The following is a 15157-nucleotide window of genomic DNA, read 5'->3' as shown; positions in this document are numbered from 1 at the left end:
GCGTCAGAACAGCGTGAGCTGGTTCGAGTCCTGGCGCTCGAACCTCTCGGGCACCGGGCGCTGCCGCACGTGCACGGGCCACCAGAACCACCGCCCGAGCAGCGCGGCGATGGACGGCGTCATGAAGGAGCGGACGATCAGCGTGTCGAACAGCAGGCCCAACGCGATCGTCGTACCGATCTGTCCGAGCACGAGCAGGTCACTGAAGATGAACGACGCCATGGTGAAGGCGAACACCAGGCCTGCGGCGGTCACCACCGATCCGCTGCCCGCCATGGACCGGATGATGCCGGTGTTGATGCCGGCGTGGATCTCTTCCTTGAACCGGGAGACCAGCAACAGGTTGTAGTCCGAGCCCACCGCCAAGAGCAGGATCACCGCCAGCGGCAGGATCACCCAGTACAGCGGGATGCCAAGGATGTACTGCCACACCAGAAGTGACAGTCCGAAGGATGCGCCCAACGACAGCGCGACGGTGCCCACGATGACGAGCGCGGCGACCAGGCTGCGCGTCACGAACATCATGATCAGCAGGATGAGGCTGAGCGAGGCGATGCCGGCGATGATCAGGTCGTAGTGGGCCATCTCACCGATGTCCTGATAGGTGGACGCCGTCCCGCCGATGTAGATCTTCGAACCCGCCAGCGGAGTGCCCTTGACGGCCTCCTGCGCGGCATGCCTGATGTTGTCGATGTGCGAAATGCCTTCGGGCGTAGCCGGATCCACGTCATGGGTGATTATCATCCTGGCGGCCTTGCCGTCCGGGGAGAGGAACAGCTTCAGCCCGCGGATGAACTCCGGGTTGGTGAACGCCTCGGGCGGCAGATAGAAGGAGTCATCCGTCTTGGACGCGTCGTAGGCCTGACCCAGGGTGGTCGAGTTCTCCAGCGCCGCCGCGGTCTGGTCGTAGATGCCCGACGTGGTGGCGTAGTTCGTCATTGTCAGGTCGCGGTTGGTCTGCTGGTTCTGGATCTGCGGCGGGATGAGCGCCACCAGCTTGGGCTGCAATTCGTCCAACTTGGTGATGCTCTGCGAGACGTTGGCCAACTGGTCGGTCAGCGCGTCGATGCCGTCGAGTGCATCGAAGATCGACCGAAGGGCGGCGCACACCGGGATGTCGAAGCAGTGTGGCTCCCAATAGAAGTAATTGCGCAACGGGCGGAAGAAGTCGTCGAAGTTGGCGATCTTGTCGCGCAGGTCCTGGGCCGTGGCGACCGTCTGCTTAAACGCCTCACTCTGCTCGTGGGTGACGGCGCTGGACTGTTGCTGCAGCGAGTACTGCTGCCGAAGGACGTTGATCGTGTCGTCGATGACGCCGACCTGCTTGAGCAGGTCGTCGGCGCGGGCCTGTTGGAAGGGCAGGTTGTTGATCTGCGACGCACTGCCGGTGCTGATCTGGAACGGGATCGACGTGTGGTCCAGCGGCGTGCCAAGTGGCCGGGTGATCGACTGCACCTGGGCGATGCCGTCGGTGTGGAAGACGGCCTTGGCGACCCGCTCCAGCAGGATCATGTCGGTGGGGTTGCGCAGATCGTGGTCGGTTTCGACCATCAGCAGCTCGGGGTTCAACCGCGCCTTCGAGAAGTGGCGTTCGGCGGCGGCGTACCCGACATTGGACGGGGTGCTGGCAGGCATGTACCTGCTGACGTCGTAGCTGGTCTCATACCCAGGCAGCGCGGTGAGCCCGAGGAAGGCCAGGGCCAACGTGGCGATCAGGATCGGACCTGGCCAGCGGACGATGGCCGTGCCGATCCGACGCCAGCCGCGTTTGGCCGTCTTGCGCTTGGGCTCGAGCAGTCCAAAGCGGCCACCGATCCAGATCACGGCGGGTCCCAGGGTCAGCGACGCGGCCAGCGCGATGAGCACGCCGATCGCGGCCGGGATGCCCAGGCTCTGGAAGTACGGCAGCCGGGTGAAGGACAGGCAGTACACCGCGCCCGCGATGGTCAGCCCCGAACCGAGCACCACGTGCGACGTCCCGCGATACATGTCGTAGAAGGCCACTTCGCGGTGCAGGTTCTCGTTGCGTCGCTCGTGATAGCGGCCGAGCAGGAAGATCATGTAGTCCGTACCGGCGGCGATGACCAGCAGAGTGAGGATGTTGGTCGAGTACGTCGACAAGCCGATGACCCCGGAGTTGGCCAGGAAGGCGACGATGCCGCGGGCGGCCGACATCTCGATGAGCACGGTGACCAGCGCCAGGATCATCGTCACGAACGAGCGGTAGACGATGAGCAGCATCACGGCGATCACGCCGACGGTCAGCAGGGTGACCAACACCGTGCCCTCGTTGCCGACCTCGAACTGATCGGCGATCTGCGGTGCCGAGCCTGCGACGTAGGCGTGGATGCCGGGTGGGGCCGGAGTGTCGGCGATGATGTCACGCAGCGCGTCGACCGATTCCAGCGACAACGCCTCGCCCTGATTCCCTGCGAGGAACACCTGGACGTAGGCGGCCTTGCCGTCCGGGCTCTGCGAGCCGGCGGCCGTGAGGGGGTCGCCCCAGAAGTCCTGGACGTGCTGGACGTGTTTGGTGTCGGCTTCGATCCGCTTGAGCAGTTCGTCGTAGTACTGGTGGGCCTCGACGCCAAGGGGCTGGTCGCCTTCGAGCACCACCATCGCGGCGCTGTCGGAGTCGAACTCGTGAAAGACCTCGCCGATGCGTTGGAATGCCTGCAGCGACGGTGAGTCGGGCGAGCTCAGCGCGACGTTGTGCTCCTCGCCGACGGCCTCGAGCTGGGGGACGAGCACGTTCGTCAGTGCGGCGACGGCCACCCAGAAGATGACGATCGGGATGCAGAGCCGACGGATCCAGGTGGCGGTCCGGTCGGTGAACGACTCCCGTTCGGCTCGCTCGACCTTGGGGACGGGCTCGGTCCTCGCCTCGGCCATGTGATTGCTCATCCGGACTTGTCCAGGCAGAAGGTGTAGGCGTTCAAGGTGTTCGCCGTTCTCTCGTCCTTGACGGCGTCGTCGATCTTGATTCGGCAGCCGATGGAGTCGCTGTCACCCTGCGCCGAGATGTTGACGAAGACCGCGGGCTGGGTGGTGGTCGTGTCGTAGGCCCACGGCAGGACGGCGTTGTCGACGCGCTGCGGCTGGGCGTTGACGTCCAGGTAGGTGATGGTGGCCGTGGTGCCGGGCGGGCCGAAGACCTCCATGACCACGTGCTTGGGGTTGAAGGGCTCCGTGTTGTTGTCGGCGCCGTTGGGGGTCGACACCACGTCCTGGGAGCCGAAGATGCCGTTGAGGCGATACACCGCGAAGCCCGCCACCCCCACGACGACGATGGCGACCAGCACCATCCACCGTCGGCTCAGCGCCTTGCCGAGCGAAAACCGCTGCATCCGTGACCCCTTCGACCAATGAACACGCGCGGACGGTTGTCGCCCTCAGAGGATGTCAACTTGGTTGACAGTACGGTACGGGACCGGACGCTTCAACCGATAGTTTCACGAGTCGTTCCGCGTCAAACTTGGAATGAGCACGCCGTCGACGAGGTCGTGCACGGTGCGGCTGCAGGGAGGCCTGCCGGCCAAGACCGACCGATAGATCAGGTATCCGGGCAGCACGTCCCAGAGGTCCTCGATCACGCTGGTCGCCGCGATCTCCCCGCGCTCGACGGCGCGCGCGAGAACCCGCGCCATGAGGGCTTTCCGCTGATCGAGGAACTGCGCCTGCATCGTCGCGCCGAGTTCGGCGCTCCGGGAGATCTCGACGAGCACCGCGCGGATGGTGCCGGCGTGCGCGTTGGCATGGGCGCAGACTGCCTCGCCCAACCGAAGCAGGTCGCCCCGCAGCGTGCCGGTATCGGGGTCGACGGCCACCTGTCGAGTGCCCTCGGCGAAGGCGGCCAACACCAGTTCGGCCTTGGTCGGCCACCGACGGTAGAGCGTGGCCTTGCTGGCCCGGGCCTGGGTGGCCACGGCCTCCACACTGAGCCGGTCGTAGCCGTGCTCCTGAAGTAGTTCCAGCGTCACTGCGAGCAACTCGCACTCCCGTGGCGACCAGGGCGAATCGACGTAGGCATCGGCGCTCCGCATCACGGGGCCTCCATCCAGGCGACGGCTCGTGCGAATGAGTATTCGGCATTCTGCATCACGACCCGGCGAAACGTCGGACGAAGCTGCCCATTCGCGCGCCTCAAGAACGCGTAAGAGGTTCGGGGGGCAGTGTCAGAAACGCGTATGGAGTCCATCGAACGATCCGCGGCGGGAGTACATCGGAAGGTATGACGATTGCCCTCGATACCCCAGATAGCGCAACTCGACTCCGCGACTCGGTATCGCTCTTGCGACGCGTGATCAGCAGCGCCGGTTGTGGAGTGCCCGCCGGTGCGCTGGACGACCGAAGCCTGGCGGCCTGGGTTCGCGAGCATGGCATCGCGGTGACTGCACACGACGACGACGAGCTAGACCTCTTGCGCTACAACGCTATCCGGCCCACTCAGATCATCTTTCGGTGTGGCACGACGACTGCGGCCATCCGCCGAGCAGTGGACCTCGGCGTCTTTCGCTTCATCGTGTCCAGCGAACACCAGATCATCCGCCTCGGAGAGTGCGCTCAACGGACGAAGTACCTCTATCTCGACGACCACTCACCATTGCTGTTGGGAAACCGGCGGCTGAAGGTCATCGGATTGCATGGCGACGTCGACGATTCCGGCGGTGTCGTGGAGTGGGCGTCCGCGGCCGAGCGACTGCTGTGCCGAACGGCGTTACTGAGGACTTGCGGCTCGCCGACGACGCGGATCATGCTCAGCGGCGGGTCCACTGACGTCTGGCTGGATGACGGGGCACCGCAGTTGTCGGCGATCGCGGGCGCGGTCGACGAAGCACTCGTCGACGGCTGTGCACGGTGGCGGCTGCCGCGGCCTGCCGTGACGTTGGCTCCGTCGAACGCGCAACGGGTCCGTTGAGCGGAGTTCCCGGCGCAACGCTCCGACTGGATCCAGGCCGGTATGGTCCCGACCATGGCCGACGGACGGAAGCGCAGCGCAGCCAAGCAGGCCAGGCGCGACGCCAGGCGCAGGAAGGCGCAGCGGCGGGGGCTCGGCGAAACGGAGACCCCGGAAGAGGCGCCGCTCATCGACGAAGTGCGCGAGGCGTTGGACGGCGGACAGCCGCTGGACCTGCTGGGCCTGGTCAGCATGGTAATCGCGGCGACCACGCCACAACCGGTCCTGGTCAGGCAGCCGGGCGAGGAGGCAACCGCCACCCTCGATGACCTCGTTGCCGCGTTCATCGACGTTCGAGTGCCGGAGACCACGGCACTCTTGGCGATACTCGGCGAATTCGTGGTGGCCGAGGACGCACTGCGCGACCGTTGCCGGCGGGAAGTCGAGTCCCGCAACGACGACCTGCCGCACTGGCTCGCCGCGCTCTCGGAGACTGCCGTCACCCGGGCGGTGTGCATGACGCACGTACTCGGCGACGGCGACGAGCTCCTGCTCGGTGTTCGCCTTGCCGACGGGCAGGAGATCACCTGCGCGGCCCACCTCGACCACCTCTCGGCATCCGAGGTCAAGGACGCCTTCTTCGTCCCAGAAGCACTCGACAAGGTGCTCGACGTCGCCAAGGCGAGCAACACCGATCCCGACACCAGCTTCGTCGACCTCGAGCTCGCCGACGCTCGCCATCGGCTGGTGACGGCACTCGACCAACCCGTCGCCCTGTTCCCCGCCGAGTCGGACACCTGGCCGAGTAGCCGCGCCATGGTGCAATGGTTGACCAGGCTGATGCCGGCTGGCAGGCCGAATGTCGAGGTACTGCAACGGGATTGGGTACGCGATTCGAGTGCGGTCGAACCGTTCTTCACCTCGCCTCTCGGTGAGCCGTTCGATGACCTCGATCACCGTGCACTGCTGGCTGCCTGCATCGAGGACGGCACCGGCGATCCGCTTCGGTGGAGCGCGGCTCGCCTGACGCAACTGCTGGATGGTGCGTTCGTCGACGGCCGGGTCGTTCCGGTGGAGGTGCAGCTCGATGCCCCCGAGTTGCTACGTGCCTTCATCCCGTTCGCCCACGCCGCAAGCGGCGTCCGGCAGGCGTGGACGATCGAAGCCCTAGCTGCCATCGACGAGGCCGCCGATGACTACCGGGCCGACGTGCTCGAGGAAGCGCGCCACAACGATCATCTCGGCGACGAGCATTCCGACGACGAGACCGTCTGACGCGGTTGGGGACTCAGGCCGGTAGCAGGCCGGCCGCGCGGTAGCCGTCGACCAGCGCGTCGTAGAGCGCGACGTCCGACCGGCTCCGAGCCATCAGCTGCGCGCCGCCGATGGCGGCGAAGATGGCGCTGGCCCGCGCCTCCGCCTGCTCCGGCTCCACAACGGCCGCTGCCGTCAAGAGCCTCGTCAGCCAGGCGATGTTGACGTCGGCAAAGGTCTGCACCTCCTTCTGCACCGACTCGGGGAGGCTGTCGTACTCGGCGGACATATAGCTGCAGAGGCACATGCGGTTGTCGTTCTCAAGTGCCGTGCGGAAGGTCTCGGGATAGCGCCGCAGGGCGTCGATCGGATCCGGAGATTCCGACGACAACGTCTCGAGCACCGTCACCGAATCCTCCCAGTAGCGCTTGGCCACCGCGGCGCCCAGCTCGGCCTTGCTCGGAAAGTAGTGGTAGACGCTCGCTGCCTTGATGCCCACGTCCTGCGCGAGATCGCGGAAGCTCAACCCGCCGTAGCCCCGCGCCTGCGCCACCAATCGGGCGGCGATCAGAACTTTCTCGCGTGTGTTCGCTTCGCTCATCCGCGTCTTATTCGCTTCGCTCATGCGTCCAGCGCTCCCCTCGGCACAGCATCCACCGGCCCAGATGCCGTCCGTCAAGAATATCTACCATGTGGCAGGTAGACAACCTACCTGGTGGCAGATAGGGTGCCTACCATGTGGCAGATAGACAAGGAAGTGGGAAAGCAATGAGCTCTGAGATCACCTTCTCCGACGCGACCGAATTGGCGTCACTCATCCGCACGCGGGAGATATCACCGGTTGAAGTCGTGCAGGCCCATCTCGACCGGATCGAGGCCGTCGACCCCAGAGTGAACGCGATAGTCACGCGCGCGCCCGGAGCGCTCGACGCCGCGAGAGCAGCGGAGGCAGCGGTCCTCGCCGGGGACGAACTCGGGCCGCTGCACGGGGTGCCGTTCACGGTGAAGGACTCCATCGACACCGCCGACGTTCTGACTCAGCGCGGTTCGCCGATCTTCAAGGGCCGCATCCCCGCGGAGGACGCGGCCAGCGTCGCGCGCCTCAAGCGCGCAGGCGCCATCGTGCTCGCGAAGACCAACCTCCCGGAGTTCTCCTACTCGACCGAGACCGACAACCTCCTCTCGGGCAGGTCCAACAACCCGTGGAACCTCGACCGCACGCCCGGCGGCTCCAGCGGCGGCGAGTCCGCGGCCATCGCGGCGGGGATGTCGCCGCTCGGACTCGGCACTGACCTCGCCATCTCCGTCCGCGGCCCGGCGGCGCAGACCGGAATCGTCGGGCTCAAGGCGACGCATGGGCGCATCCCCATGACCGGCGTCTGGCCGCGAGTGCCCCGCCGCTTCTGGCACGTCGGCCCCATGGCGCGCAGCGTTCGCGACATCACCTTGGCCTATTCACTTCTCGCCGGGTCAGACGGTGCCGACGCCTTCTCCACCAGGATCACGTCATTCGACGCGGGGGTCGGTGGCTCACCCGATCGACCGCTGCGGGTCGGCTGGCTCGTCGAGCCAGGCTTCGGGCCGATCGACCGCGAGGTGGCCGCCACCGTGCAACTCGCGGCCGACGCGCTCACCGACACGGGCTCCGTCGTCGAGCCGGTGCGCATCCCCGCGCTCGAACGCGACTTCGCGCTCGACGTCTTCAGCCGCCTGCACGTCATGGAGCTCAAGCCCGCGTTCGCAGAGGCGACGGCGGGCCGCAGCGACGACGAGCTGTTCCGCATCGCCAAGGGGATGCGCGCGGCGCCCGAGACGCCCATCGAGGACTTCGTCGACGCCGAACAGGCAGCCGATCGGATCAGGGACGGCTTCGCCGAGTACTTCACCCGCTACGACGCGCTGCTGTGCCCCGTGCTGCCCCTTCCCGCGCACGAACACGGTGCCAAGCAGTTCGTCATCAACGGTCAGACAGTGGACGCGTCCTACGTCATGGCCGCGACGGTGCCCTTCAACGTGACCGGACTTCCCGCCCTCTCCATGAGGTTCGGCACCAGTCACGACGGGCTGCCGATCAACGTGCAATTGGTGGCCAGCTGGTCGGCCGAGTCCACCATCCTGCGACTGGCCTCGGTTCTGGAATCGGTGAGCTCGGTTCGCGACCTGCACCCCGACCTCTAGGCGCCAGGCCCTGGATCACCGGACGTCGGCGCCAAGGAAGTCGACGATGTCCGGTATCGCGGCCGGATCCTGTTGGAAGAACAGGTGACCGCCGTCGTAGACGCGCAACTCGGCGCCGGGAATTTGCTCGGCGATGGCGGCGCCGTTCTTCGGCGGGGCGATCCCGTCGAAGCGACCGGATGCGACCAGCGTCGGACTGGCGACCCCTGGCAGCCGATCGAACACGTCGTGGCTTGCGCGAGCCAGCAGTTGGAGTTCGGCTCCCCGTTGGGCGGCCACGGTCAGCGGCTGGTTGCGGCGTTGCGCGGCCTGCTCGAGAATCGCCCGATCCTTCGCCCGCGTCGCAAGCCATTCGGGCGTGAAGCGCGAGTCGAGGAGGTGGGCGGAGACCTCGGCCCGTCGTTCGGGTGTGAGGTGCACCAGGTCCTGTAGCGGGTAGGAGGATCCGCCGGCACCGCCGGAGGAAGTGCACACCAGCGCGAGGCGTCGAATCCGCCCAGGCGCGGTGACCGCCAGCTCCTGGGCGACCATGCCACCGAAGCTGACGCCCAACAGGTTGAACGCGCTCCACTCGAGATGGTCGGCCAATCCGATTGCGTCACTTGCGAGATCGGCCATCGAGTAGGGGACTTCCGGAACGCTGGTCCGGCCCATCCCTCGGTAGTCCGCGACAGCCACGCGGAAGTTGCGGGCGAACAACGCCACCAGTGGGCGGACGTCGGCGATCGTCGATCCCGACCCGTTGAGGAACAGTAACGGCGCTCCGTGGCCCGAGGTTTCGTAGTAGACCTCGATTCCGTTGAGCAGCGTGTCAGGCATCGCGCGAACCACCTCCTCCGTCCATCATGACTGAACGGACCACCACCGATAGAGATCATCGATCGTCCCGCCAGCCTTCGTGTCCCGAACGATGCTGACGAGCTGTTTGCCCTCGTTCGTCCACGCGATGATGGGGATGTCCTTCGAGAATCCGCACACCAGCATGCCGCGGCTGAGTTGAGGAGCGGCAGTGGCGTACCAGGCCCCCGGTGACTGGATGTTACCGGGACAGTTCACCACCGTCATGCTCCGAACGACGTCGTCAAATGCTGCGGTGAGTGACCGCTTGTCGCGAACCAGGGTGAACGTCGCGGACGCAGGCCCATCTGGAGCAGCACTCGCCCCACATGCCACAGAGACAACGCCATTGGGTGAGGGCGTTGATGCGCACCGGTCAGGCGGATACCCGGAAGGGAGGCTCCGCAGGAGTCGGCGCTCCGACGAAGTGTCCGCGGATGACGCGGATGATTGGGCCTCCTGCGGAGACGCCTCGGTATCGTCGCCAGTGTCGTTGGGCAGCACCATGACCAGGACGGCCGCCACTGCGATACAGGCCACACAAGCCAGCACGATCGCCGCAATCACGCGAATGCCACGGCGCCGCGGCGGAGTCGCGGGAGGATCCTCGAAGAGGGTCCACCATTGACCATCGGTGACGGAGTCTTCCGTCGAGCGCGGCGCTTGCGGTTCAGGAATCGGGCCCTCGCCGAGAAGGGCCGAGGCGTCGGCGATCGGATCTTTCATACTCCACCACGTTGTTTGGACCGCGCGACGAGCATCGAGAAGCGCTGTCGCGTCGGCTGGTCGAATGACCGACTCAGGGAACGGTGCCAGGAGGCGGGGCCGCGGGGGTGGGGGGACCGAGGACGATCGGGGTGCCTACCCACACGCCGGGCGGCGTTGTGGTCGAAGTGGTTTCATCTTCGGAGTCGGGCACCGGGGCACCTGGTGGCAGCGGCGTACCCTGCTGGGCGACCAGCGGGGGCGGTGGCAGCGGTGTGCCTTGCATCCGACCGGCCGGTGGTGGCGTCGCTGGGGGCAGCGGGGTGCCCTGTTGGACCCCGAGTGGTCCTGTGCCGAGTGGTCCTGTGCCTGAGTCGGTTTCGGTGCCGGGCACGGGCGCTTCCGGAGGCAACGGTGTGCCCTGCCAACCGGCGGCTGTCGGCGGCGTCGGCACGTTGGGGGCAACGGGCGTGGACGCCGGTGCCACCGGAGGCGCGGGTGCCGCATTGGGCGCGGGTGCCGCAGTGGGCGCCGGCAGAGCCTGGTCTCTCGTAGCCCGTGGTGTAGCACCCCGCTCCGCCGGTGCTCCTTCGATGGCAACCGATGCCGACCCAGTGTCGCCCGTGGGCGGTTGCACCCACAGGAGTGGATCGCCCCCACCGGTGTTGTACACAACGCTGTCAGGGCTCTCCCCGGTGACGTCGAAATAGATCTTGCCCGTGGTGCTCTGGCCCTCCCTCAGGGAGCTTGGGTTGACTCCCTTCGTCGTGGGGACCTGGAAGAGCACACCGTAGGCAGCTCCATCTCGCGCTTGCGACCGGAAGTTCGGGATGATCGGAAGGAAATCACCTCGCGTGGCCGTGCCGGTGGCGGTGGCCTCCCACAATGTGCCCCGGACCGGGTAGGGGATGGAGTCCGCGCTTCGCTTCAGCGAGCTCACCGTCCAGGTTTGAACGGTGGGCCCATCGACGAGGTCGATCCGATCGCCGAAATGACGTTCTGGCAGGCCGCTGTCGGCGGCGGCGATCGGTTGGCCGATGACCATCGGCGCCATGCCCACGACTGTCGTGGCAAACACCGTCGTCACGGTGGTCTTCTTCACAGTGGTCAACTCCCTGAAGTGCGGCGCGACCGCAGATCGCGGCAGCATCCGGAGGCTTGGTTCAACGATTCAAAACGAGGCCAGCGCCCGAAACGTTCGCCAATGCCGTCGGTGGACCTCGTGCTCCGGCTTCCGCCCCTGGGAAGGTCTCGATGATTCCGTGTTTCTGCGCCCAAGGCCCTCGACGGCAGTCCTCCTCACCGGACTCCGAGTGGGGCTACCGCGTCCGCACCCCGCGGATGAACAGATCGACGTGACGTCCGGCCGTGGCAGGCCAGTCGGGGTCACGTGGCAGCGGGGTCCCGATCAGCGTTCCGCAGACGGCGACGTCGACCGCCGAGACGTCGGTGTGCACGGTGCCGTCGGCTCGACCTTGAGCCAAGAAGGCCTCGATCGCCAGCCCGATGCGCCCCCTTGCCGCCTCGGCGGCGTCGTCATCGAGCGGCTCGGGTCCGCGCAGCGGCATCGCCACCAGCTGATCGGCCAGCACCAGGCATTCGCGCAGGTACGCCTCGATGGCGTCGGCGCCGCGCAGACCCTCGGCCCCGATCCGGGTGAGTGTGCCGAACAGCAGCTCGTAGCCGCGCCGCTGCAGTTCGTCGAGCAACGCGGTGCGATCTGGAAACTTCCGGTAAAACGTGCCGACGCCCACCCCGGCGGCCTCTGCGATCTCGGTGAGCGGCACGTTGTGCCCACGGCGCGCCATCAGCTCGGCGGCGGTGCGCAGGATCTTCTCCCGATTCTCGACGGCGTCCCTTCGCACGGCGCGGACGCGACCGGAACGGGTTTCGGCGGGCATTGATCGAGTGTCACACACGGACCCGTGAGGCCCCTTGACGGAAATCCACGCCTCGGGAATGCTCGACATAAGCGGAAGGTTACTTCCGGTATGACTCGAACGCAATCGAACGGCACGACGCCGAGGAGCAAGAGATGACCAGCATTTGGGACCCCATCACGATCGGGCGGATGCGCTTGCCGCAGCGGATCACGATGTCGCCGATGACCCGCAGTCGCGCCGAGGCAGACGGCACCCCGTCGCGACTGGCGGTCGACTACTACGCGCAGCGGGCGTCGCTCGGCCTGCTGATCACGGAGGGCACCCAGCCCTCGGCCGACGGCCAGGGCTACCTGAACACGCCGGGGATCTACACGCGGGCCCATGTCGACGGCTGGCGCGAGGTGGCCGACGCGGTCCACGCCGGGGGTGGGCACCTGGTCATCCAACTGATGCACGTTGGTCGGATGTCGCATCCCGACAACACCCCGCACCACCGAACGCCGGTGGCTCCGTCCGCAATCGCCCCCGGGGTGGACATGTTCACCCCGACCGGCAAGCAGCCCGCTCCGACGCCGCGAGCGTTGTCCATCGACGAGATCGCCTCGACGGTGCGGGACTTCGCCGACGCGGCCGAGTTGGCGATCGCGGCAGGTGCCGACGGCGTCGAAATCCACGGCGCGAACGGCTATCTGCTGCAACAGTTTCTCGCGCCCAACGCCAACCACCGGACTGATGATTACGGCGGCTCGATCGAGAATCGGGCCCGCCTGACCATGGAGGTCGCATCGGCAGTAGTCGATCGGATCGGACCAGAGCGGGTCGGCATCCGCCTGTCGCCTGGCGCCACCCTGGGCGGGCTGGACGAGGGTCCAGAAGCCGACTCGCTCTACCGCTACCTCGTCACCGAGCTCGCGACGCTGGATCTCGCTTTCCTGGACCTCTATTCGTTCGACGACCGCGGGCTTCTAGCCGACATCCGGGCGGCGTGGCCCCGCGCGCTCCTCCTGATCAGGGACGGCCGCCCTCTCGACGCATTGGGCGCAGACGTCGAGGCCGGACTGGCCGACGTGGCGCCGGTGGCGAGGTGGGCGCTGGCCAATCCCGACCTAATCGACCGATTGCGTACGGGCGCAGTGCTCAACGATGCCGACCCTGCGACGTTCTATTCCGGTGGGGCGCGTGGGTACACCGACTATCCGACCCTGACCGAGGCCGAGGAGGCATCGTGACCGACACCGACGACTTCAATCGCAAGAACATCGACGAGTTCCGCGCCAACCACGGCAAGCTCGGTGGACCGTTCGAGGGGGCACCGGTTCTGTTGCTGCACAGCATCGGAGCACGTAGTGGCGAGGAGCGCGTCAGTCCGATGATGTATCTGGCCGACGGCGACCGATACCTCGTGTTTGCCTCCGCCGCAGGCGCCGACCGCAACCCGGCGTGGTATTGGAACCTGATCGCAAATCCCGACGTCAGCATCGAAGTGGGCGACGAGCGCCTCGACGTCCACGCGGTCGAGGTGAAGGGCGCTGAGCGCGACGCCAAGTACGCGCTGCAGGCCGAGCGCTATCCGGGTTTCGCAGGCTACCAACGCAAGACGTCGCGAACCATTCCGGTTCTTGCGCTGACGCGCAGGCTCTCGTCATGACGCGGGTGGTCGACAGCCTCCTGTCCGAACTGCCCGGCATCGTCCATCTGCCCGGAAGTGCCGAGTACTCGGCGGCGACCACCCCGGACAATGCCAGCTACCGGCAGCAACCCGGCGCCGTCGTGCGGCCGAGCTCGGCGGCCGAGGTGGCGCGTGCAATCGCATGCGTCGACGGACGCGCCGGACTGGTAGTTCAGGCCACGGGACACGGTGCAGGACAACCGATCGCCAGCGCCGACGTCCTCCTCGACACCTCTGGGTTGAATCGGGCCACCGTCGACTCCACGGCTCGCATCGCGCGAGTCGGTGGGGGAGCGGTGTGGCCGACCGTTCAGGAGGCCGCCGCCCCTCACGGCGTCCTCGGTCTCAGCGGCACCTCGCCGACGGTCGGCGTTGCCGGGTACACGTTCGGCGGTGGCGTTGGCTGGCTGGTGCGCAAGTATGGCCTCGCGGCGGCGGCCCTCCGTTCCGTCGAGTACGTCGACGGTTCGGCGCGAATACGTGTCGCCGCCGCCGACGCCCCGGATCCCGTTGACCGTGAGGCGCTCTGGGCCTTCCGCGGTGGCGCGCCCGTGGGTGTGGCCACGTCTCTTGAGATCGGGCTGTTCGAAGTGCCCGAGCTGTGGACGGGTTACCTGCTCTGGCCCGCGGCCGACCTGAAGGAGGTGGCAGCGGCCTGGGCGACCGCCACCGCTGCCGTCAGCGACTCGGTGACCAGCGCCTTGTCGCTCCTGCACGTGCCGCCCCGTGGGCCCTTTCCCGACGAACTGCTCGGCACGACGGTGGTTCACCTCTCCTATGCATCCCCCGACGGCGGAACGCCGCTCGATCCGATGCGCGACGCGGTGCGCGGAGCGGCGACCCCTGTCGTGGACACCACGGCACCCGGTGACGTCGCGTCACTGTCGGCGATTCACCTGGATCCTCCGGCGGCCGTTCCCGCCCGCGGCACCGGCCGGTGGCTCGGCAGTGGCGCCACCGACGTGCTCGTCGACGTGTTCGAGGCGGCGCACGTCGGCCAACCGGGCGGTCTGAGCATGATCGAGGTGCGCCATACCGACTCGGCAGCAACCGATTTCGACGGCGCGCTCACCAGCGTGCCGTCGCCGTTCCTGCTTCACGCCGTGGGGACGGCCCCCGACGACGACGCGCGCCGTCGCACCGACGACGTCCTGCGAGCCGTCGAGGCCGCCGGTCGAAACGCCGACGTCGGCAGGGCCGCACCGTCGTTCCGGGAGGGGCAGCCCGATGCCGCCGACGCCATGCCGGCCGCCGACCGGGACAGGCTCAACGCGGTCACCGAGGCCCTCGACCCGCGCCACGTGCTGAGGTTCCATCGCCACGTCCCGCGGTGAGCGGTGGCTGGTGATTGTTGGGATCGGTAGCGAGCGCGACTGGCTTTGATCTTCCCAACGACGACGCCACCGAGGCGGCGCGCCACGAAAGGAAGCGACCACATGTACGCCGGCAGAAGTTTCATCCCCGCCGCCATCGAGCAGCAGACCAACCGCGTCAATCCCCAGTCGAGCCGAGTCGTCGGGATCATCCTGGCCGTCATCGCCGGCTGGTCCGCCTTCCGGGCGCTCTGGCTGTTGTACGTCGCGTTGACGTTCGACGGACTCTTCGGATCGTTGGTCATCTCAGCCGTGGTGTGGGGCGGGATCGGTGTCGTCGCGGCGATCGGCGCCGTTGCGTTCCTGGCCCGCTCCGGGCGGTCCTGACTCGAACACGGGAGCACGGCCCCGGAGATTCTCC

Annotated in this window: 15 protein-coding genes; 7 read left to right on the top strand and 8 right to left on the bottom strand. The window is 67.2% G+C overall.

What is annotated here, in order from left to right:
- Positions 1-3: 3 nt before the first annotated feature.
- The 3 genes from ABW137_RS08415 to ABW137_RS08405 form a co-directional block, all read right to left on the bottom strand.
- On the bottom strand, positions 4-2904 hold the full coding sequence (locus ABW137_RS08415) for an MMPL/RND family transporter (RefSeq protein WP_526398803.1): 2901 nt from the start codon (positions 2902-2904) through the stop codon (positions 4-6).
- Positions 2901-3347, bottom strand: a complete 447-nt coding sequence (locus ABW137_RS08410) for an MmpS family transport accessory protein (protein ID WP_526398801.1) — start codon at positions 3345-3347, stop codon at positions 2901-2903. Before ABW137_RS08410 ends, ABW137_RS08415 begins: the two co-directional genes overlap by 4 nt.
- Positions 3348-3452: 105 nt before the next feature.
- Positions 3453-4043, bottom strand: a complete 591-nt coding sequence (locus ABW137_RS08405; protein ID WP_526398831.1) for a TetR/AcrR family transcriptional regulator — start codon at positions 4041-4043, stop codon at positions 3453-3455.
- A gap of 188 nt (positions 4044-4231) precedes the next feature.
- Between ABW137_RS08405 and ABW137_RS08400 the strand changes: the two genes are divergently transcribed.
- Both ABW137_RS08400 and ABW137_RS08395 read left to right on the top strand, forming a co-directional pair.
- A complete protein-coding gene (locus ABW137_RS08400; protein WP_526398799.1) occupies positions 4232-4918 on the top strand; it encodes a hypothetical protein in 687 nt (228 codons plus the stop codon).
- Between the two features lie 54 nt (positions 4919-4972).
- On the top strand, positions 4973-6172 hold the full coding sequence (locus ABW137_RS08395) for a hypothetical protein (RefSeq protein ID WP_526398798.1): 1200 nt from the start codon (positions 4973-4975) through the stop codon (positions 6170-6172).
- A gap of 13 nt (positions 6173-6185) precedes the next feature.
- On the opposite strand, the gene ABW137_RS08390 is transcribed toward ABW137_RS08395, so the two are convergent.
- The gene (locus ABW137_RS08390; RefSeq protein ID WP_526398796.1) at positions 6186-6776 is read right to left on the bottom strand and encodes a TetR/AcrR family transcriptional regulator; all 591 of its coding nucleotides are present in this window, start codon (positions 6774-6776) and stop codon (positions 6186-6188) included.
- A gap of 143 nt (positions 6777-6919) precedes the next feature.
- Between ABW137_RS08390 and ABW137_RS08385 the strand changes: the two genes are divergently transcribed.
- Positions 6920-8329, top strand: coding sequence for an amidase (locus ABW137_RS08385; RefSeq protein ID WP_526398794.1), 1410 nt, complete (start codon positions 6920-6922; stop codon positions 8327-8329).
- Positions 8330-8344: 15 nt separating this feature from the next.
- Here ABW137_RS08385 and ABW137_RS08380 read toward each other — a convergent pair whose 3' ends face one another.
- The 4 genes from ABW137_RS08380 to ABW137_RS08365 all read right to left on the bottom strand — a co-directional run bounded on the left by ABW137_RS08380 (position 8345) and on the right by ABW137_RS08365 (position 11772).
- Positions 8345-9148, bottom strand: coding sequence for an alpha/beta fold hydrolase (locus ABW137_RS08380; RefSeq protein ID WP_526398792.1), 804 nt, complete (start codon positions 9146-9148; stop codon positions 8345-8347).
- Positions 9149-9172: 24 nt separating this feature from the next.
- Positions 9173-9385, bottom strand: a complete 213-nt coding sequence (locus tag ABW137_RS08375) for a hypothetical protein (RefSeq protein WP_526398790.1) — start codon at positions 9383-9385, stop codon at positions 9173-9175.
- Between the two features lie 580 nt (positions 9386-9965).
- On the bottom strand, positions 9966-10973 hold the full coding sequence (locus ABW137_RS08370) for a DUF1942 domain-containing protein (protein ID WP_526398788.1): 1008 nt from the start codon (positions 10971-10973) through the stop codon (positions 9966-9968).
- A gap of 217 nt (positions 10974-11190) precedes the next feature.
- Positions 11191-11772, bottom strand: coding sequence for a TetR/AcrR family transcriptional regulator (locus ABW137_RS08365; protein WP_526398786.1), 582 nt, complete (start codon positions 11770-11772; stop codon positions 11191-11193).
- Between the two features lie 134 nt (positions 11773-11906).
- Between ABW137_RS08365 and ABW137_RS08360 the strand changes: the two genes are divergently transcribed.
- The 4 genes from ABW137_RS08360 to ABW137_RS08345 all read left to right on the top strand — a co-directional run bounded on the left by ABW137_RS08360 (position 11907) and on the right by ABW137_RS08345 (position 15123).
- The gene (locus ABW137_RS08360; RefSeq protein ID WP_526398784.1) at positions 11907-12983 is read left to right on the top strand and encodes an alkene reductase; all 1077 of its coding nucleotides are present in this window, start codon (positions 11907-11909) and stop codon (positions 12981-12983) included.
- Positions 12980-13402, top strand: coding sequence for a nitroreductase family deazaflavin-dependent oxidoreductase (locus ABW137_RS08355; protein ID WP_526398782.1), 423 nt, complete (start codon positions 12980-12982; stop codon positions 13400-13402). Before ABW137_RS08360 ends, ABW137_RS08355 begins: the two co-directional genes overlap by 4 nt.
- Positions 13399-14757, top strand: coding sequence for an FAD-binding oxidoreductase (locus ABW137_RS08350; RefSeq protein ID WP_526398780.1), 1359 nt, complete (start codon positions 13399-13401; stop codon positions 14755-14757). The genes ABW137_RS08355 and ABW137_RS08350 overlap by 4 nt, the downstream gene beginning before the upstream one ends.
- A gap of 102 nt (positions 14758-14859) precedes the next feature.
- Positions 14860-15123 carry a hypothetical protein gene (locus ABW137_RS08345; RefSeq protein WP_526398778.1) on the top strand — a complete coding sequence of 88 codons (264 nt, stop codon included), beginning with the start codon at positions 14860-14862 and terminating at the stop codon, positions 15121-15123.
- Positions 15124-15157 lie beyond the last annotated feature (34 nt).

The sequence above is a fragment of the Mycobacterium sp. genome, from assembly GCF_040509115.1.
In the GTDB taxonomy this organism is placed as follows: Bacteria; Actinomycetota; Actinomycetes; order Mycobacteriales; family Mycobacteriaceae; genus Mycobacterium.
This window is presented reverse-complemented; position numbering and strand designations above follow the sequence as displayed.